This window comes from Methylobacterium sp. NEAU K (genome assembly GCF_030700285.1).
Taxonomy (GTDB): Bacteria; Pseudomonadota; Alphaproteobacteria; order Rhizobiales; family Beijerinckiaceae; genus Methylobacterium.
Genome location: NZ_JAUYZJ010000028.1, coordinates 56,026 through 74,134 on the forward strand (window position 1 = coordinate 56,026; position 18,109 = coordinate 74,134).

Annotated in this window: 19 protein-coding genes; 11 read left to right on the forward strand and 8 right to left on the reverse strand. The window is 69.9% G+C overall.

Translation table 11 applies throughout. The features are described 5' to 3' along the window. Nucleotides 1-99: 99 nt before the first annotated feature. The 3 genes from Q8W67_RS20125 to Q8W67_RS20135 all read left to right on the forward strand — a co-directional run bounded on the left by Q8W67_RS20125 (nt 100) and on the right by Q8W67_RS20135 (nt 2,077). Nucleotides 100-738, forward strand: coding sequence for a L,D-transpeptidase (locus tag Q8W67_RS20125; RefSeq protein WP_305549139.1), 639 nt, complete (start codon nt 100-102; stop codon nt 736-738). A 396-nt stretch (nt 739-1,134) separates the two neighbouring features. Continuing rightward, on the forward strand, nt 1,135-1,620 hold the full coding sequence (locus tag Q8W67_RS20130) for an SRPBCC family protein (protein ID WP_305549142.1): 486 nt from the start codon (nt 1,135-1,137) through the stop codon (nt 1,618-1,620). A 109-nt stretch (nt 1,621-1,729) separates the two neighbouring features. Next, complete coding sequence (locus Q8W67_RS20135; protein WP_370693915.1) at nt 1,730-2,077, forward strand: hypothetical protein; 348 nt, start codon at nt 1,730-1,732, stop codon at nt 2,075-2,077. A gap of 77 nt (nt 2,078-2,154) precedes the next feature. On the opposite strand, the gene fdhE is transcribed toward Q8W67_RS20135, so the two are convergent. The 5 genes from fdhE to Q8W67_RS20160 all read right to left on the reverse strand — a co-directional run bounded on the left by fdhE (nt 2,155) and on the right by Q8W67_RS20160 (nt 8,493). Further along, nucleotides 2,155-3,126, reverse strand: coding sequence for a formate dehydrogenase accessory protein FdhE (gene fdhE / locus Q8W67_RS20140; RefSeq protein WP_305549148.1), 972 nt, complete (start codon nt 3,124-3,126; stop codon nt 2,155-2,157). A 3-nt stretch (nt 3,127-3,129) separates the two neighbouring features. After that, on the reverse strand, nt 3,130-3,852 hold the full coding sequence (locus tag Q8W67_RS20145) for a formate dehydrogenase subunit gamma (protein WP_305549152.1): 723 nt from the start codon (nt 3,850-3,852) through the stop codon (nt 3,130-3,132). A gap of 104 nt (nt 3,853-3,956) precedes the next feature. Further along, on the reverse strand, nt 3,957-4,901 hold the full coding sequence (fdxH, locus tag Q8W67_RS20150; protein ID WP_305549155.1) for a formate dehydrogenase subunit beta: 945 nt from the start codon (nt 4,899-4,901) through the stop codon (nt 3,957-3,959). A 14-nt stretch (nt 4,902-4,915) separates the two neighbouring features. Next, nucleotides 4,916-7,996, reverse strand: a complete 3,081-nt coding sequence (gene fdnG, locus Q8W67_RS20155) for a formate dehydrogenase-N subunit alpha (RefSeq protein WP_305549157.1) — start codon at nt 7,994-7,996, stop codon at nt 4,916-4,918. A gap of 155 nt (nt 7,997-8,151) precedes the next feature. Further along, nucleotides 8,152-8,493 carry a hypothetical protein gene (locus Q8W67_RS20160; protein WP_305549160.1) on the reverse strand — a complete coding sequence of 114 codons (342 nt, stop codon included), beginning with the start codon at nt 8,491-8,493 and terminating at the stop codon, nt 8,152-8,154. A 142-nt stretch (nt 8,494-8,635) separates the two neighbouring features. On the opposite strand from Q8W67_RS20160, the gene Q8W67_RS20165 reads away from it, so the two are divergent. The 7 genes from Q8W67_RS20165 (at nt 8,636) to Q8W67_RS20195 (ending at nt 14,331) form a co-directional block, all read left to right on the forward strand. Next, the gene (locus Q8W67_RS20165) at nt 8,636-8,821 is read left to right on the forward strand and encodes a hypothetical protein (RefSeq protein ID WP_305549163.1); all 186 of its coding nucleotides are present in this window, start codon (nt 8,636-8,638) and stop codon (nt 8,819-8,821) included. A gap of 375 nt (nt 8,822-9,196) precedes the next feature. Next, a complete protein-coding gene (locus Q8W67_RS20170) occupies nt 9,197-10,183 on the forward strand; it encodes a sulfate ABC transporter substrate-binding protein (RefSeq protein WP_370693916.1) in 987 nt (328 codons plus the stop codon). An 11-nt stretch (nt 10,184-10,194) separates the two neighbouring features. Next, nucleotides 10,195-11,049 (forward strand): sulfate ABC transporter permease subunit CysT, encoded by an 855-nt coding sequence (gene cysT / locus Q8W67_RS20175; protein WP_305549168.1) that lies wholly within the window; start codon nt 10,195-10,197, stop codon nt 11,047-11,049. Further along, nucleotides 11,042-11,923: a sulfate ABC transporter permease subunit CysW gene (gene cysW / locus Q8W67_RS20180; RefSeq protein WP_305549171.1), complete on the forward strand. Its 882-nt coding sequence runs from the start codon at nt 11,042-11,044 to the stop codon at nt 11,921-11,923. The genes cysT and cysW overlap by 8 nt, the downstream gene beginning before the upstream one ends. Before the next feature lie 16 nt (nt 11,924-11,939). Beyond that, nucleotides 11,940-12,965 carry a sulfate/molybdate ABC transporter ATP-binding protein gene (locus Q8W67_RS20185; protein WP_305549207.1) on the forward strand — a complete coding sequence of 342 codons (1,026 nt, stop codon included), beginning with the start codon at nt 11,940-11,942 and terminating at the stop codon, nt 12,963-12,965. A gap of 39 nt (nt 12,966-13,004) precedes the next feature. Next, nucleotides 13,005-14,054, forward strand: a complete 1,050-nt coding sequence (locus Q8W67_RS20190) for a cysteine synthase A (RefSeq protein ID WP_305549174.1) — start codon at nt 13,005-13,007, stop codon at nt 14,052-14,054. A 121-nt stretch (nt 14,055-14,175) separates the two neighbouring features. Beyond that, nucleotides 14,176-14,331, forward strand: a complete 156-nt coding sequence (locus Q8W67_RS20195; protein ID WP_305549178.1) for a DUF3309 domain-containing protein — start codon at nt 14,176-14,178, stop codon at nt 14,329-14,331. 186 nt (nt 14,332-14,517) lie between these two features. On the opposite strand, the gene Q8W67_RS20200 is transcribed toward Q8W67_RS20195, so the two are convergent. Then, nucleotides 14,518-15,945, reverse strand: a complete 1,428-nt coding sequence (locus Q8W67_RS20200; RefSeq protein WP_305549181.1) for a serine protease — start codon at nt 15,943-15,945, stop codon at nt 14,518-14,520. Nucleotides 15,946-16,170: 225 nt separating this feature from the next. Here Q8W67_RS20200 and Q8W67_RS20205 point away from each other — a divergent pair, with 225 nt between their 5' ends. Beyond that, on the forward strand, nt 16,171-16,347 hold the full coding sequence (locus tag Q8W67_RS20205; RefSeq protein ID WP_305549184.1) for a hypothetical protein: 177 nt from the start codon (nt 16,171-16,173) through the stop codon (nt 16,345-16,347). Nucleotides 16,348-16,377: 30 nt separating this feature from the next. Here the strand turns inward: Q8W67_RS20205 and Q8W67_RS20210 are convergent, their stop codons facing one another. After that, nucleotides 16,378-16,680, reverse strand: coding sequence for an alkylphosphonate utilization protein (locus tag Q8W67_RS20210; RefSeq protein WP_305549187.1), 303 nt, complete (start codon nt 16,678-16,680; stop codon nt 16,378-16,380). A gap of 159 nt (nt 16,681-16,839) precedes the next feature. Next, the coding region (gene ccrA, locus Q8W67_RS20215; protein ID WP_305549190.1) for a crotonyl-CoA carboxylase/reductase at nt 16,840-18,109 on the reverse strand (1,270 nt) is incomplete at its 5' end.

An 18,109-nucleotide genomic window follows, 5' to 3' on the forward strand; every position in this document is an offset into this window, starting at 1 on the left:
GAAGCGTGACTACGCACCGGCAGGACCGCCCGGAACCTTGGCGTTGCCGAAGGTTTAGCGTGTCGGAAAACCGTCGCCGTCCATCCGTCGAGGTCACACATGCGTGCCGGTCTGGTCTCGGTCCTGTCCGGGTTCCTCCTGTGGGTCGCGCTTCCGCAGGCGGCCACAGCGGACGTGCTCATCAGCGTCGACAAGACCTCCCAGCGGATGGAGGTCACGGTCGACGGGCGGCCCCGCTATTCCTGGCCGGTCTCCACCGGCGTCGCGAGCTACGACACCCCGTCCGGCTCCTATCGGCCGTTCCGGATGGAGCGAACGCATTTCTCGAAGGAGTGGGACGACGCGCCCATGCCCTTCGCGATGTTCTTCACGAACCAGGGTCACGCGATCCACGGCACCAACCACGTCCGCAGCCTCGGGCGCGCGGCCTCGCACGGCTGCGTGCGCCTGTCGGTGCGCAACGCCGCGACCCTGTTCAACCTCGTGAAGGCCGAGGGGATCGGCCGGACCCGGGTCGAGATCGAGGGCGAGGGCGCCCTGGTGGCGGATCGCGGCCAGCGCGGCCTCCGGGTCGCCCGGCACCGCAATCCCTACGCGCCCGACGACGCGTTCGCGGATGTCGACCAGATGGGCCGCAGCACGCTCCCGGCCACTTACCGCTCCGCCGCCCGCCCGGCCTACGCGCCGGTGACGGGCTATGGCTACCCGGCCGACACGGATGTGATGGACGGGTGGTAGAGCGCGTCTGCCGGACGCAAGCAGCCTCTAGGCGTCGAGCTGCGTCCTGCAATCGCTGGAGCTGAAGCACCCCGATACGCCGCTGTCGCCGGCCGATCCCGACGGGATCCTGGCGGCGCAGTGCTGGGCGGGGCTGTCTGCGACGCAATGGTGTTCACCGTCTTCGAGCGCCAGCGGGAGGAGGAGGCTCGAAGCGAGCCGTGGCTCGCCAGCCAGAGCCGCCCGGGACTCGGTGCCCTATCCGCAGACCCTCACCGATCGCGTCGTCCGGGCGTGGAGGCCGGGCTCCGTCAGCCGGTGCCATTGCCGCGGCCCGCAACTCGGCCTAGCTCCTGCGCGGCCCCAAGAGCCAGCGCGGCGCCCGCCGCGATCGACACGGACGGAGACACCCCCCATATGCCCTTCGCTTTCTGCCGGCCCCTGCCCCTCGCCGCCCTGGCGCTCGCCGCCGCCACCGTGCCGGGCCATGCCCTGGAGGTGACGCGCTCGGCCGACATCTCCGCGCCCCCGGCCAAGGTCTGGCAGACGATCGGCGACTTCTGCGGCATCGGCGACTGGCACCCGGCGATCGAGAAATGCGCGCTCTCCGACAAGGACGGCATGAAGGTGCGCACCCTCAGCCTGAAGGGCGGCGGCACCCTCAAGGAGGAGCAGGTCTCCCGGGACGACAAGGTGATGAGCTACACCTACACGATCCTGGAGGGCCCGCTGCCGGTCTCGGATTACAAGTCGACGCTCTCGGTGGCCCCCGAGGGCTCGGGCTCGAAGGTGACCTGGAGCGGCACCTTCAACGCCAAGGGCGCCCCCGACACCGTCGCGGTCGACGCGATCCAGGGCATCTACGAATCCGGCCTGAAGGCGCTGTCCGACAAGGCCAAGTAGGTAGCCAAATAGGCGGCCTCACGGTCTCGGGAGCGGGGCGCCGGGGCGATTGACCCACCGCCAAGCTCGGCCCAAAACCGGGGCGGCGCAGCCTTTGCGCCCCCACAGGATTTCCGCCGTGCCCGCGTCCCGTCTCCCGATGAGCCTCAGCCTCGCCATCCTCGCGGCCGCCGCGCTCGGCGCCTGCCAGCAGCGCGCCGCGGGGCCCGGCGTTGCGGCGGCGGCGCCTCCGCCGGTCGCCCCGGTGGTCCTGCCCGCGGGCAGCGGCTGCGGCCCCGAGATCGCCCGCACGCAGGCGATCGTCGCCAGCGACGTGGCTTCCGGCAACCTCAACCAGCCGGTGGGCGACCGCTTCAACGCCGACCTCGCCCAGGCGGGTGCGGCATGCGCCGCCGGCAAGTCCGGCGAGGCGCTGCATCTCCTCGCGGCTGCCAAGAGCCGCTACGGCTACCGCTGAGCGCGACGGCCGGTCCTGATCCATCACGCGCAGGACCGGCGCCATCGCCTTGAGGGAACTGCCGTTTCGGCCCCAGCCTAGATCACGAACAGCAGGTTCAGCCCGGCGCGCCGAAACCCGTCCTCGGCGATCTTGAGGTCGAGCCCGTAGGAGGCGATGTCGTCCGCCACGGGATCGAGTCCGGGTGCCTGGTGCTGGTGCAGGTGCTTGATGTAGCTGTGGCAGGTCGTGCAGGTCTCGACCTGGACGTCCTTGGAGACCTCATCCAGCCCGTAATAGCTGATGCCCTCCCCCGAGCCGCAGGCGGTGCAGCGGATCCGGACGTGGTTCCAGTAGGTGCCGCAGAGCGAGCAGCTCAGGTACCGGGCCTTGTCGGCCGGGGTCCAGCTGACCACCACGCTGGCGACCGGCGCGCCGCCACAGCACGGGCAGACCCCGTCGGCGACAGGCTTCAGAGTCTTCGCGTCGAGGCGCGCCGCAGCCTCGGCGAAACGGACCTGCAGCGCCGCCGCGACGAACACGCATTCGGCGATCCGGTCGACCGGGAGCGCGCCCTCGAAGACCTGCACGGCAAGGTCGAGCCGATCCTCCCGGGACGCCGCCAGCAGGCCGGACCGCGCCGCTTGCGACGCCTCCGGCGCCGCCGACAGGTCGAGTTCGGCGAGCAGCGCGGTGAGGCAGCCGTCGAAGCCCGGATCCGCCTCCAGCGTATGCCGCGACAGGAGCGGCATGCCGTGCTCGGCGCGCAGCGCCAGGTCGGCCCGGTCCGGCGCCGCAGGGGGCGGACAGGTCGCCTGGACGACAGCCTGCGCCCGCGCGACCGCGGCGACGAACAGGAGATAGGCCTCCAGCGGATGCCCGGGGGCGGCAGCCCTCAGGCGCGCGGCCCGGTCGGCGAACAGCGTCCCGGGCTCCGGCAGGCGCACGAACGGGACCGAACCCGAAATCCCGATCTTATCGGGATCGGGCTTCAGCTCGCTGAAATCCCGCCGCCGGGATTTCGGCTCAGCTGGCGGGGGCGCGGGGGCGCGCTTGAAGAAACGGGCCACCAATCAGGATCCGCGCTTGTCCACCGCACCGCGGCGTGCCCTGGCCCCGGCGATCTGCCGGAACCACTTGCGGTGATGCCGGTAGGCCCAGCCGCCGGTCACCGTGCCGCGCACCATGGCCCGCCCGGTGCCGCGCACCCAGATGCCGGCGTAGACGTGGACCACGATGATGGCGATGGCGATCACGGCGGCCAGCGAGTGGGCGAGGAGCGCCCACCGCTGGGTCTCGATGGAGGTGAGGCCGCCGAAATAGGTGTTCCAGATCACGAGGCCGGTGACGAACATCACGGCGATCAGCGCGGTCTGCCCCCAGAACACGCCCTTCTGGCCGGCATTGTACTTGCCGAGCTCCGGCAGCCGGTCCTCCCGGTTGGTGACCACGTCGCCGATGTGCTTGGTCCACTCGACATCGTCCTTGTTGGGGATGTTGAGCTTCCAGAAGCGCACGAACAGCAGGACGAAGCTGACGGCGAGCGCGACGCCGAACCACGGGTGGATCGCCCGGGTCGCCTGCCCGCCGCCGAACAGGCCGGTCAGCGAGAACAGGTAGGGCGTGAACATCGCCAGCCCCGACAGGGTCAGCAGGGTGAACAGGATCGCGGTGATCCAGTGGTTCACCCGCTGGAGCCCGGTGTAGCGCGGGACATACATCACCTCCGGCGCCTCGGCCTTGGCGTGATGCAGGGGACGGGCCTCGCCGTCCCGGATATCGCTCTGGATCGTCATCGGCCTTCACTCGCCTGATGCGGCGCCGGCCCCACGCCTCGATGGAAGCGTGGGGCCGGCTATCGAACTCAAGATATGGGAGGCCGGACGCGCCGGCCCATCCGTCAGTGCGGCCGGGCCTCGCCGCCGTTCTCGATGCCGCCCTCGCGGCGCTTGACCGAGTCGTACTCGATCGCCTCTTCCTCTTCCTCGGGCACGACCTCGTTGGGGCCGGCCGTCACGTAGTGGAAGAAGCCCGCCACCGCGGCGAAGCCCATCGCGGCGAGCCCGAACACCTTGGCACCGCCCTTCCAGAAGGCGACGAGCGGCGAGATCTTCGGGTCGTTCGGCAGGCCCGCGTAGAGGCTCGGCTTGTCGGCATGGTGCAGCACGTACATGACGTGCGTGCCGCCGACGCCGGCCGGGTCGTAGAGGCCCGCCTGCGCGAAGCCGCGCGACTTCAGGTCCTCGACGCGGGTCTCGGCCTGCTCGATCATCGCCTGCTTGGTGCCGAACATGATCGAGCCGGTCGGGCACGCCTTGGCGCAGGCCGGGGCCTGCCCCACCGCGACCCGGTCTGAGCACAGGGTGCACTTGTACGCCTTGTGGTCGGTCTGGCTGATGCGCGGGATGTTGAACGGGCAGCCCTTCACGCAGTAGCCGCAGCCGATGCAGTTCTCCTCGATGAAGTCGACGATGCCGTTGGAATACTGCACGATCGCGCCCGGCGACGGGCACGCCTTGAGGCAGCCCGGCTCGGTGCAGTGCATGCAGCCGTCCTTGCGGATCAGCCATTCGAGGTGGTTGGTCTCCGGGTTCTCGTACTCGGTGAACCGCATCAGGGTCCACGACTTCGGCGTGAGGTCGTGGGGGTTGTCATAGACGCCACGGTTGATGCCGATGTCGTCGCGCAGGTCGTTCCACTCCTCGCAGGCCGACTGGCAGGCCTTGCAGCCGATGCACTTCGACACGTCGATGAGCTTGGCGACCTCCACCTGGCGGCGGATCTCCGGCGGCGTCTCCGTCGAGGCGGAGCGCTGGCGGATATCGAGGGAGCTGTAATCGGCCATGATGTCAGCTCCCCTCAGGCGACCGCGTCGGACGGAGGCGTGGTCGGCTCGATGTTCACGAGCCAGGCCTTGAACTCCGGCGTCTCGGTGTTCGCGTCGCCCACAACGGGCGTCAGCGAGTTCGGGTGCCATCCTTTCTTGGTCAGGCCCATGAACCCCCAGTGCTGCGGGATGCCCACCACGTGGACGGGCTTGCCGTCACAGATCAGCGGCTTGATCCGCTTCGTCACGACCGCCTTGGCCTTGAGCGAGCCGCGCTTCGACCAGACCCGGACCCAGCCGCCCTTGGTGATGCCCTTCTCACGGGCGAGTTCCTCCGAGATCTCCACGAAGGCCTCCGGCTGGAGGATCGCGTTGATCCGGGCGTGCTTGGTCCACTGGTGGAAGTGCTCGGTCAGGCGGTAGCTCGTCGCCGCGTAGGGGAACTCCTTCACGTCGCCGAGATCGGCTAGGTCGTCCTTGAAGATGCGGGCCGCCGGGGCGCCCTTGATCTTCGGGAAGGCGACGTTGGCTACGGGAGACTCGAACGGCTCGTAATGCGTCGGGAACGGCCCGTCGCGCATCAGGCCGCGGGTCCACAGGCGGGCGACGCCCTCTTGGTTCAGGATGAACGGCCCCACGCCCTTATCGGGCGCGACGGTGACGCCGTAATCCGGCACGTCGAAGCCGATCCACTGCTTGCCGTTCCACTCGATGAGCTTCTTCTTCTCCGACCAGGGCCGCCCCTCCGGGTCGCAGGACGCCCGGTTGTAGAGCACGCGCCGGTTGGCCGGCCACGCGAAGGCCCAGTTCGGCGCGATGCCGCGGTCGCCGGGATCATTGTTGTCCCGGCGGGCCATGGTGTTGCCCTTCTCGGTGTAGCAGCCCGAGTAGATCCAGCACCCGCAGGCGGTGGTCCCGTCGTCCTTGAGCTGGGCGAAGCCGTCGACCTGCTTGCCCGCCGGGATGATCGCCCCGTTGAGATCCGGCGTCGGCGCCACCGTGTAGCCGTTCAGCTCACGGGCGAGTTCCGTCGGCGTCGGCGATTCGGCGATCGCGTAGTCCCATTTCAGGTTGACGATCGGGTCCGGGAACGCGCCGCCATCCTTCTGGTAGGCCGCCTTCATGCGGAGGAAGATCCCCGACATGATCTCGATATCCGAGCGGCACTCGCCCGGCGCATCCTGCGCCTGCCAATGCCACTGCAGCCAGCGGCTGGAGTTCGAGAGCGAGCCCTCCTCCTCCACGAACAGGGTGGTCGGCAGCTCGAACACCTCGGTCTGGATCTGGGTCGGATCGACGTCGTTGTACTCGCCGTGGTTCTCCCAGAAGCGGGCCGTCTCCGTCTTGAGCGGGTCCATCACCACGATGAACTTCATCTTGGAGAAGGCTTCCGTCATCTTGGCGCGGTTCGGGAACGACATCAGCGGGTTGAAGCCCTGGATGATGTAGCCCGTCATCTTGCCCTGCTTGGCGAGCTCGAACCCACGGAGGACGTCGTAGGTCGGCACGTCGAGCTTGGGCAGGTAATCGTAGGCCCAGTCGTTCTCCTTGGTGGCGTGATCGCCCCACATCGCCTTCTGGAACGAGACGAAGAACTTGTTGTAGTTCTGCCAGTAGCTCGTCTGCCCCGGGCGCAGCGGCTTGAACTGCCGCTTGGCGATGTAGTCGCCGTAGGTCGGCTCTTTCTCCACCGGGAGGTTGAGATAGCCGGGGAGCAGGTTGCTCATCAGCCCGATATCGGTCAGCCCCTGGATGTTGGAGTGGCCGCGCAGCGCCTGCATGCCGCCGCCGAGCACGCCGATATTGCCCAGCAGCGTCTGGACGATGCACATCGAACGGATGTTCTGCGAGCCCTTGGAGTGGTGCGTCCAGCCGAGCGCGTAGAGCGAGGCCATGGACCGCTCGGGCGAGGCCGTCGTCGCCATCAGCTCGCAGACCTTCAGGAAGGTCTCCTTGGGCGAGCCGCAGATCGTCTCGACCATCTCGGGCGTGTAGATCGCGACGTGCTTCTTCAGGAGCTGCATCACGCAGCGCGGGTGCTGCATCGTCTCGTCGACCACGGCGTAGCCGTCGGGACCGATCTCGTAGTCCCAGGTGGTCTTGTCGTAATCGCGCTTGTCCGCGTCGTAGCCCGCGAACAGCCCCTCGCTGAAGTCGTAGCCCTCGCGGACCACGTACCCGGCGTTGGTGTAGGCGGCGACGTAGCGGTGCTGCAGCTTATCGTTGTCGAGCAGGTACTTGGCGACGCCCGACAGGAACGCGATGTCCGTCCCCTGCCGGATCGGGCAGTAGAGATCGGCCACCGACGCCGTGCGGGTGAAGCGCGGGTCGACGACGATGAGCTTGGCGTTGTTATGGGCCTTCGCCTCGACGACCCATTTGAAGCCGCACGGATGCGCCTCGGCGGCATTGCCGCCCATCACGGTGATCACGTCCGCGTGCTTGATGTCCATCCAGAGGTTGGTCATCGCACCGCGTCCGAAGGAGGGCGCCAAACTGGCGACCGACGGACCGTGTCAAACGCGGGCCTGGTTGTCGAATACCAGGGCCCCCATGCTGCGGACTGTCTTGTAGGTCAGCCACGCCGTCTCGTTGGTGGTGGCCGAGGCCCCCAGGAAGCCCATCGTCGTCCAGCGATTGACCGTGAGCTCCTCGTTCTTGGCCTTGAAGTTTTTGTCCCGATCCTCCTTCAGGAGCGTCGCGATCCGGTCCAGCGCGAAGTCCCAGGAGACGCGCTTGAACTCCGAGGCGCCGGGGGCGCGGTGGAGCGGGTACTTGGTGCGCGTCTCGGCGTGCACGAAGTCGAGCAGCGCCGAGCCCTTCGGACAGAGCGTGCCGCGATTGACCGGGTGATCGGGATCGCCCTCGATGTGCATCACCGAGGAGCGTGCGTTCTTGGAACGGTCCCCGAGGCTGTACAGGATGACGCCGCAGGCGACAGAGCAATACGGGCACGTATTGCGGGTCTCGCGCATCTGCGCGAGCTTGAACGGCCGCACCGCGGCCGCCATCGCCGGCTCGAGCCCGCCGAAGCCGAGCGCACCGAGCGAGCCGCCCGCAAGGCCGGCGCCGGCCCCCTTGAGCAGGCCACGCCTTGAGACCTGGACAGTCATCTTCGCCTCACCAAAAAGCGATCTGGTATAATTCCAGGGTGTCCCAAAAAAGCGTATGCGAGGCAAGTGCGGTTGCGTGACACATCAAGTCGACGTGTTTCAGGTGGAGCAGCACGTCCGCCCGAGGATGATCATCCGGAAAAGAAACACCTTTTTTACTTCGATGGCATTGCCGGATTCGCCCCGGACGGGCTCGCCGTGCGGTGCTCCAACGGCGCCTGAGGCTCGGTCGCGGACGAGCCGCCGGTCTCCGCCTTCGGGACCGGCCGGTTGGCATTCTCGTCGGTGGAATGGCCGCCCGGGTTCGGCGCGTCCTTGGCCGCCGACTGCTCCCGGGGGACGGGCGCCTGGCTCCAGCCGTCCTGCGCGCTGCGGGACTTGTCGCCCATCGCGTCGATGCCCTTGATCTCGCCGGGTTTCGTCTGGGCGAGGCAGGGGGCGCTTGCCGCCGCCAGGGCGAGGAGCGCCAGCATCGTCACGGGGATCGAGCGGGACACAGGGGCGCTCCGGTATGCATGCGAGGTCATACCGGGCAACGTATCCCTCACGCCGCCAGTTCCGGTTCGCGACGGCCCGGGTGACGGCTTCTTAACCAAGCCTTGCCACTCTTTGCCCGTAGCGTACGGGAGACTCGGGATCATGACGAAGACGCATCCGGAGCGTCCGTCCGACGCGGAGCCCGCCGCCGCCGCAGCCGCGCTCAGCCCGAACGTGCGGCGCCATCTCGGCCAGACCTTGCGCACGCACTATGCGGACACCCTTGCGGCACCCGTCAGCCAACGCCTCGAGGCGCTGATCGCGCAGCTCGGGAAGGCGAAGCTTTAGCCGCTCCGCGATCGCGATCCCGCCATCCGGACCGGGATGCACCGCGTGCGTCAGCGCACGCCGGATCGTTCGTTCTGCGAAACCCGCCCGAGACGCCGACTTTCTTCTGCATGCGTCCGAGGCGGGAGAAGATCCATGCGTTCTCATGCGGCACACCCCTGATCGCGCTTGCGTTTCGAGCGGATCCACCGATCTTGCGCCCGGCGCACGGCGGCGTGATCACGCACCGGAGACTTGACTCCGTTCGATAAAACGAACGATCCAAGGCCTCCGGGGGCAGTCGCCCCTGCGGCACACCTGCCGACGGCTGGGGGATCGGGCGTGATGAAGAACGGTGCGGCACGGAGCGGATCGGCCTGGGCGATCGGCCTGTCGATGATGGCCGCTGTCGGCCTCTGCACCGGATCGCTGCCGGCCTCGGCCGAGACCGCGCTCCTGAACGTCTCGTACGATCCGACCCGCGAACTCTACCGCGAGATCAACGCCGTCTTTGCCGAGGACTGGAAGGCCAGGACCGGGGAGTCCATCACGGTGCGCGCCTCCCACGGCGGCTCGGGTGCGCAGGCCCGCACGGTGATCGACGGCGTCGACGCCGACGTGGTCACGCTCGGGATTCCCTCCGACATCGACGCCATCGCTAGGCTCACCCGCAAGATCCCGGAGGACTGGCGGAGCAAGCTGCCGAACGAGGCCGTGCCCTACACCTCGACGGTGGTGTTCCTGGTGCGCAAGGGCAACCCCAAGCTCGTCAAGGACTGGGCCGACCTCGCCAAGCCCGACGTGAAGGTGATCACCCCGAACCCGAAGACCTCGGCGGGCGGGCGGTGGAACTTCCTGGCCGCCTGGGGCTACGCCTACGGCCAGGACAGGGATGCCGCCAAGGCCGACGCCTTCGTGGGGCAGGTCTACAGGAACGTGCCGGTGCTCGACACCGGCGCCCGCGGCTCCACCGTGACCTTCGCGCAGCGCGGGCTCGGCGACGTGCTCCCGACCTGGGAGAACGAGGCCTACCTCGTGCTGCAGGAATTCGGCGCCGACAAGTTCGACATCGTGTCGCCGCCGAGCTCGATCTACGCCGAGCCGCCGGTCGCCCTCGTGGCGGCCAACGCCGGGCGCAAGGGCACCACCAAGGCGGCCCAGGCCTATCTCGACTTCCTCTACGGCGACCGGGCGCAGGCGATCTTCGCCAAGCACCATTACCGGCCGATCCGCCGCGAGGCGGCCGCGCCGGCCGATCTCGCCCGGCTGCCCGAGATCAAGCTGTTCAAGATCGAGGACATGCAGGGTTCCTGGGACGAGATCCAGAAGCGGAACTTCGACGCCGGCGGCCTGTTCGACCGCCTGAGCCGGGCCGGCCGCTGAGGCTCAGAACCATGGTCGAGACGCCGCGCCGTACATGGACCTTCCGCCGCCCGAGCGTGATCCCGGGCTTCGGGATCAGCTTCGGCTACACGCTGACCTGCCTCGGGCTGGTCGTGCTGCTGCCCCTCGCCGGGCTGGTCGCCAAGGCGTCCGGCCTCGGGCCGGCCGGGATCTGGGACGTCGCCACCGATCCGCGGGTGGCCAGTGCCCTGCGTCTCAGCTTCGGCGTCTCGGCGCTCGCCGCGCTCACGGCCTCGGCCTTCGGCTTCCTGGTGGCCTGGGTGCTGACCCGCTACCGCTTCCCGGGCCGCAAGATCGTCGACGCGGCCGTCGACTTGCCCTTCGCCCTGCCGACCGCGGTGGCCGGGATCGCGCTGGCCTCGCTCTACGCGCCCGACGGGCTCCTGGGCGCGCCGCTCGCCCGGCTCGGGATCCAGGCGGCCTATACGCCCGTGGGCATCTTCATCGCCATGGTGTTCATCGGGCTGCCCTTCGCGGTGCGGACCGTGCAGCCTCTGATCGCCGAGATCGACAAGGAGATCGAGGAGGCCTCCGCCACCCTCGGGGCCTCCCGGCTCGCGACACTGACCCGGGTGGTGCTGCCGCCCCTGATCCCGGCGGTGCTCACCGGCTTCGCGCTAGCCTTCGCCCGAGGGGTCGGCGAGTACGGCTCGATCATCTTCATCGCCGGCAACCTGCCCTACGTGTCGGAGATCGCGCCGCTGCTGATCGTGATCAAGCTCGCCGAATTCGACTACGGCGGCGCGGCGGCGATCGCCACGATCATGCTGGGCATCTCGTTCCTGACGCTGCTGGCCATCAACCTGATCCAGGCCTGGAGCCGGAGGCGGTTCGGTTATGTCTGAGATCTTCTCCCCCGCCTTCGTGCCGGCCGCCAAGACGGGTCCGGCCGCCTCGGAAGGCGCCGCCACCCGCATCGTCCTGATCGGGATCGCGGTAGCGTTCCTGGCGCTGTTCCTGGTCCTGCCGCTGTTTGCGGTGTTCGCGCAGGCCTTCTCGCACGGGTTCGACGCCTTCCTGTCGGCGTTCCGGGAGCCCGATGCCTGGAGCGCCATCCGCCTGACTCTCACGGTGGCGGCGATCGCGGTGCCGTTCAACGTAGCGTTCGGCCTCGCGGCCTCCTGGGCGATCGCCAAGTTCGAATTCCCCGGCAAGTCGCTGCTGATCACCCTGATCGACCTGCCGTTCTCGGTCTCTCCCGTGGTCTCGGGGCTGATCTACGTGCTGCTGTTCGGCTCGCAGGGCCTGTTCGGCACCTGGCTCCTCGATCACGGCATCCAGATCCTGTTCGCGCTGCCGGGGATCGTGCTGGCGACCGTGTTCGTGACCTTCCCGTTCGTCGCCCGCGAGCTGATCCCGTTGATGCAGGAGCAGGGCTCGGCCGAGGAGGAGGCGGCGCTGACGCTCGGCGCCTCGGGCCTGCACGCGTTCCGCACGGTGACGCTACCCAACATCCGCTGGGGCCTGCTCTACAGCGTGCTCCTCTGCAATGCCCGGGCGATGGGCGAATTCGGGGCGGTGTCGGTGGTCTCCGGCCACATCCGCGGCCTGACCAACACCATCCCACTCCACGTGGAGATCCTCTACAATGAGTACAACTTCGTCGCCGCATTCGCCGTCGCTTCGCTCCTCGCCGTCCTTGCCCTCATCACCCTCATCCTCAAATCCGTCCTTGAGTGGCGCTTCGCGGGCGAGCTTGCCGGCGGCCGCGCCCATTGACCGCCCCTCCACGGCGATCCGGGTCGAGGGCGTCTCGAAGACCTTCGACACGGCGGCGGTGCTGCACGACCTGTCGCTGGACGTGCGGGCGGGCGAGCTCATCGGCCTGCTCGGCCCCTCGGGCTCGGGCAAGACCACCCTCCTGCGGATCATCGCCGGCCTGGACGCGCCGGACCGGGGCCGGATCCTGTTCGGCGGCGACGACGCCACGGGGCTGGCCGTGCAGGAGCGGGCGGTGGGGTTCGTGTTCCAGCACTACGCCCTGTTCAAGCACATGAGCGTGGCCGACAACATCGCCTACGGGCTGAACGCCCGGCGCCGGGCCGAGCGCCCGGCCAAGGCCGAGATCAAGCGCCGGGTCGGCGACCTGCTCGACCTGATCCGGCTCTCGGGCTTCGGCGACCGTTACCCGTCGCAGCTCTCGGGCGGCCAGCGCCAGCGGGTGGCGCTCGCCCGGGCGCTCGCGGTCGAGCCCCGGGTCCTGCTCCTCGACGAGCCGTTCGGCGCGCTGGACGCCCAGGTCCGGAAGGACCTGCGCCGCTGGCTGCGCGAGATCCACGACCGCACCGGCCAGACCACGATCTTCGTGACCCACGACCAGGACGAGGCCCTGGAGCTGTCGGACCGGGTCGCGGTGCTCGACCGCGGCCGCCTGGAGCAGGTCGGCACCCCGGACGAGGTGCAGGAGAACCCGGCCTCCGCCACGGTGATGAAGTTCCTGGGGGATTCCGTCGAGGTCGAGGCAATCGCCGAGGGCGGCCGCGTGCGGGTGCGGGGCCGGGAGACGCCGGTGGCGGCGCCGGCCGGCCTCATCGGCCCGGTCAAACTCTACGTGCGGCCGTGGCAGCTGCAGCTCGCCGAGCCCGAGGGCGCCCACCTGTCCGGCACCGTGCGCAGTTCCTACCGCAGCCAGGGCCGGCAGCGGATCGAGGTAATCGATGCCGAGGGCCGCGTGCTGGCGGTGGAGGATTTCGACGGCATCCGCCACCCGGCCGGCCACCCGGTGGGGCTGCGGATCAACGGGGGGCATGTGTTCGGGTGAGGCTCGCCGCCGCGAGCGGATCGTCCTAGGCTCGCGCCCATGACCGCACCGAGTCGCCAAGCCCTCCCCGATATCCTCTCCGCCATCGGCCGCACGCCGCTGATCCGCCTGCGCCGCGCCTCCGAGGAGACCGGTTGCGAGATCCTGGGGAAGGCCGAGTTCCTCAATCCCGGCCTGTCGGTGAAGGACCGCGCGGCTCTGTCGATCGTGCAGGACGCCGAGGCGCGGGGGCTGATCCGGCCGGGCGGCACCATCGTGGAGGGCACCGCGGGCAATACCGGGATCGGCCTCGCGCTGGTGGCCTCCGTGCGCGGCTACCGGACGCTGATCGTCATCCCGGTCACCCAGTCCGAGGAGAAGAAGCAGACCCTGCGGCTGGCGGGCGCCCGGCTGGTCGAGGTCCCGGCGGTCCCCTTCGCCAACCCGAACAACTACGTCCACGTCGCCCGGCGGCTGGCCGAGAAGCTCGCCGCCACCGAGCCGGCAGGGGCCTTCTTCGCCGACCAGTTCGACAACGTCGCGAACCGGCAGGCCCACCTGGACGGGACCGGCCCCGAGATCTGGGACCAGACCGGCGGCCGGATCGACGGCTTCGTCTGCGCGGCCGGGACCGGCGGCACGCTGGCGGGCACCGCCGCGGCCCTCCGTGCCCGGAACCCGCAGGTGCGCATCGCGCTCTCCGACCCGGACGGCTCGGCCCTCTACGCGCACTACACCGCCGGCACCCTGAAGGCCGAGGGCTCCTCGATCACGGAGGGGATCGGCCAGGGCCGCATCACCCGGAACCTCGAAGGCTTCACCCCGGACCTCGCCTTCCGCATCCCGGACCGGGAGGCCCTCGACATCGTCTTCGGCCTGATGCGGGAGGAGGGGCTGTCGCTCGGCGGCTCGTCCGGGATCAACGTCGCCGGGGCGATCCGCTTGGCCCGGGAACTCGGGCCCGGCCACACGGTGGCGACGATCCTGTGCGACGGGGCTGCGCGCTACGCCTCGAAGCTGTTCAACCCGGCCTTCCTCACGGAACGCAACCTGCCGGTGCCGGGCTGGCTCGAGGCGCCGCAGGACCCGCTGCAGGACTGGCACGCCTGAGGTCCGCGTTCCCATCCGGACTTTTCTCACAAAAGCTTGGCTCGACGTTGAACGGAACGGAATGTCGCAGCGTTTGAACGGTCACGCTCGCATCAGCGCGACCGTCCGGAGAGTCCGATCTATGTCCATCGTCACCATTCTGCTCATCATCCTGATCATCCTGGCCTTCGGCGGCGGCGGCTTCCTCGGCGGCGGCGCCTATCGCGGCCCCGGTTTCGGACTGGGCGGCATCCTGCTCATCATCCTGATCGTGCTGCTGGTCACGGGCCGGCTGTAAGACCCGTCCGGGCGCCTGCGCGGCGGCGGTCGTCGGCCGGACCTCACGGATCCCGACCATGGGTCGGGATCCGTAGGAACGGGTGGACGCGCAAGCCGCCGCTGCGGGCGTACGGTCCGGCGGGAGAAATCCCGGCGCCGCAATCCGATAGAGCAGTTTCCTCGCGCCCAGGATCAGGCCAGTCACCTATCGGCAGGTGATCCCCACGAGGGCGGGCACGACCGCACCCGGTCCACCGTCCCGGTGCGGCTTCGCCTCGGCGAGCCCCTGGCCGGCGAGGAAGTCCGAGACAGCCTGTGCCGGCACCAGCGGAAGACGCGCGGGCGGCACGATGCCGGCGACCGAGCGCGGCGCCGCGGGATAGCGGGCGACGAGTCCGACGAGCCGGCCCGACCCGTCGAGCACCGGCGCCCCGGCAGAACCCGGCTGGAGCGGCGCGACCACGCCGCCCGGCACGGCTTTCGCCGGCGCCGCGAGGCCTCCGTCCGGGCCCTGTGCCAGTGCGATCAGGCCCTCGTCGGCGGCGGGCGGATCGGTCCGCACGGGCGGACGGATCGCGGCGGGGGCGCCGGGCGCCTCCAGGAGCGCGAGCCCCGCGGGATCGGTGGCGAGAACCCGGGCCGGAGCCGGGCCGATCCTGAGGGTGGCGCAGCCCTCCAGCACGGCCGAGGCGGTGAGCACGCGCCCCGGCGCGACCACGAGACCCGTCCCCCACAGGGCCGGAGGCGCGGCAGCCGCGGACGGCCCGCTCGCGGGAGCGGCCGCCGGGGCGGGGGCGGCGGGGGCCGGGAACGGCGCGAAGGCATTGGCCACCGCGATCACGAGGCGGCCGACCTCCGGCGCCAGCGCGCGGTCGTAGCCGATCAGGAAACCGCGGACGCCCTGCGGCCCGGCATCGTACCGGATATAGGATAGACCGGTCCCGGTCTCGGCGGTGACCACCAGGGACTCCGGTCGCCGCAGCGTGTAGGTGACCTTACGGTTGGGGAGCGGCGCGGTCGCCTGCTCGAACAGGGTGTCCAGGGTCTCGCCCCCCGGCGGGAACGCCCGGGTCTCCAGGGTCACGCGCCCGTCCGCGCTCTGCCAGCGGGTGCCGGCGGGGAGGGCGGTGCGCCTGGCGAGCAGGCGCTCGGGCACGCCGATCACCGCCCCGCTGCCGGGATCGGGGGCGACCCGGAAGCGCGCCGCCGCCTTGGCCGCCTCCCCCGCCGCAAGGAGCGCAGCCCGGCCGCGCGGATCGAGAGGATCGGCCCCGCCGGCCCGGCTTCGATAGGCGGTCAGCGCGTCGAAGGTGCGGCGCCCGAACGCCCCTGACACCACGGCGTTGAAATCGCCGGTCCAGATGAGTGCGTCCTGGATCGCCTTGCGCTCCGCCTCGGGCAGCGCCTCGAAGGCGGCCTTCGTCGCGTCGAAGGCGGGATCGGGCGCGCCGGGCCGGGCGGGGGTCGCGATTTTCGGGGCGAGCCGGGTCGGGGCGGGACGGGCCGGAAGCGGCCGATCCTGGGCGAGCCCAGAAGCCGGGACCAGCAGGAAGGCCGAAAGGAGAGCATTCCGCCGAACCCGCGGGGGCGAGAGCCCCGGAATCCGTCCGCGCGCTGTCCCGCTCGAATCCATGGCCGACCCCCGGACGCCCGGCGCTCGAATCGGGCGGAGCACCCTGCCGCGTGCCGGACGGGACGCACAAGATCGGAATCCTGCCGATACACCAGCGCCGGTCCCGTGCACGCGGCCGCGCGATGCGCTAGAGGGCAACGGTCCGGCCTCGCGGGCCGGCCCGGAATCCGAATCGGGATGCCGGCCGGCCGCGCGCCGCCGCCATGGTCCGCCGCGGAGCCCGGCATGAGCGAGACGAACAACACCTTCAAAAAGGCGCCCAAGCGCAAGGCGGCCAAGGGCAAGAGCGTCAGCGTCTCCCCCGAGATGCGGCAGGCCTATGCCGACCTGATCCGGGAGCGTGCTGAGAAGCAGGAGGCCTACGGGCGGCACCTGCCGCAGGACGAGACGCGGCGGCGGTAGCAGCCGGTCCGATCCGCCGGGGGAGCGGCGCTACCGCTTGCGCACGAATTCCGTGCGCAGCACGAGACCCTTGATGGTCTCGTGGCGGCAGTCGATCTCCTCCGGGTCGTCCGTGAGCCGGATCGACCGGATGACCGTTCCCTGCTTCAGGGTCTGGCCCGCGCCCTTGACCTTCAGGTCCTTGATGAGCGTGACCGAATCGCCGTCGGCGAGGACGTTGCCGGACGCGTCGCGGACGGCCGCCCGCCCGGGCGCCGTGGCGGCAGCCTCACCGGGCGGGAGCCACTCGCCGGTCGCCTCGTCATACACGTAGGAATCGTCGTCGCCGGCCACGCTCGCCCCCAGTGCCCGTGTCCCCGCGCGCCGAATCGGTGGCCGTTTCGGCGGGGATGTCGTCCGGGCGCAGCCCTTGTCGCGCCGGGCCGGGTCGGGAGCAAGGGCCGGGTTGCCGGCCCTGCCTCCACCCGGTGACGGAGGCAGGGCCCGGCATCCTCAGCGCTTCAGCGGCCCGGCCTCGATCACGTCCTCGACCGTGCGCAGGCCGGCGCGCGGGGAGTTGACCAGGCAGGCCATGTTGCCCGGCGGGTGCTGGTTCTTCCACATCTTGGTGTGGGCCTGGGGGATCTTGTCCCAGGGGAACACCTCGCTCATGCACGGGTCGACCCGCTGATCCAGCACGAACTGGTTCGCCGCCGAGGCCTGCTTGAGGTGGGCGAAGTGCGAGCCCTGGATCCGCTTCTGCCGCATCCAGACGTAGCGGGCGTCGAAGGTGATGTTGAAGCCGGTGGTGCCGGCGCAGAACACCACCATGCCGCCGCGCTTCACCACAAGGGCCGAGACCGGGAAAGTCGCCTCGCCGGGATGCTCGAAGACGATGTCGACATCCTGCTTGCCGGTGATGTCCCAGATCGCCTTGCCGAACTTCCGCGCCTCCTTGGTCCAGGCATGGAATTCCGGGCTGTTCACCTTGGGCAGCTGCCCCCAGCAATTGTAGTCCTTGCGGTTGATCACGCCCTTGGCGCCCAGGCTCATGACGTAGTCGCGCTTCGACTCGTCCGAGATCACCGCGATGGCGTTGGCGCCCGACGCCGCGCAGAGCTGCACGCCGAACACGCCGAGGCCACCCGAGGCGCCCCAGATCAGCACGTTCTGGCCGGGCCGGACCGTGTGCGGCGCGTGGCCGAACAGCATCCGGTAGGCGGTGGCCAGCGTCAGCGTGTAGCAGGCCGCCTCCTCCCAGGTGAGGTGCTTGGGCCGGTGCATGAGCTGGCGCGACTGCACCCGGCAGAACTGCGCGAAGGAGCCGTCCCCCGTCTCGTAGCCCCAGATGCGCTGGGTCGGCGAGAACATCGGATCGCCGCCGTTGCACTCCTCGTCGTCGCCGTCGTCCTGGTTGCAGTGGACGATGACCTCGTCGCCGACCTTCCAGCGCTTCACCTTGGCGCCGACCTTCCAGACGATGCCGGACGCGTCCGAGCCCGCGATGTGGTACTCGCCCTTGTGCACGTCGAAGGGCGAGATCGGCTCGCCGAGCCCCGCCCAGACGCCGTTGTAGTTCACGCCGGCGGCCATGACGTAGACCAGCACCTCGTCGTCGCCGATCTCCCAGACCGGCAGCACCTCGAGCTGGTGGGACTGCTCCGGGGGCCCGTGGCGCTCGCGCCGGATCGCCCAGGCATACATCTTGGCCGGCACATGACCCAGCGGCGGGATCTCGCCCATCTCGTAGAGGTCCTTGACCTCGCCGTCCGCCGGACCGACC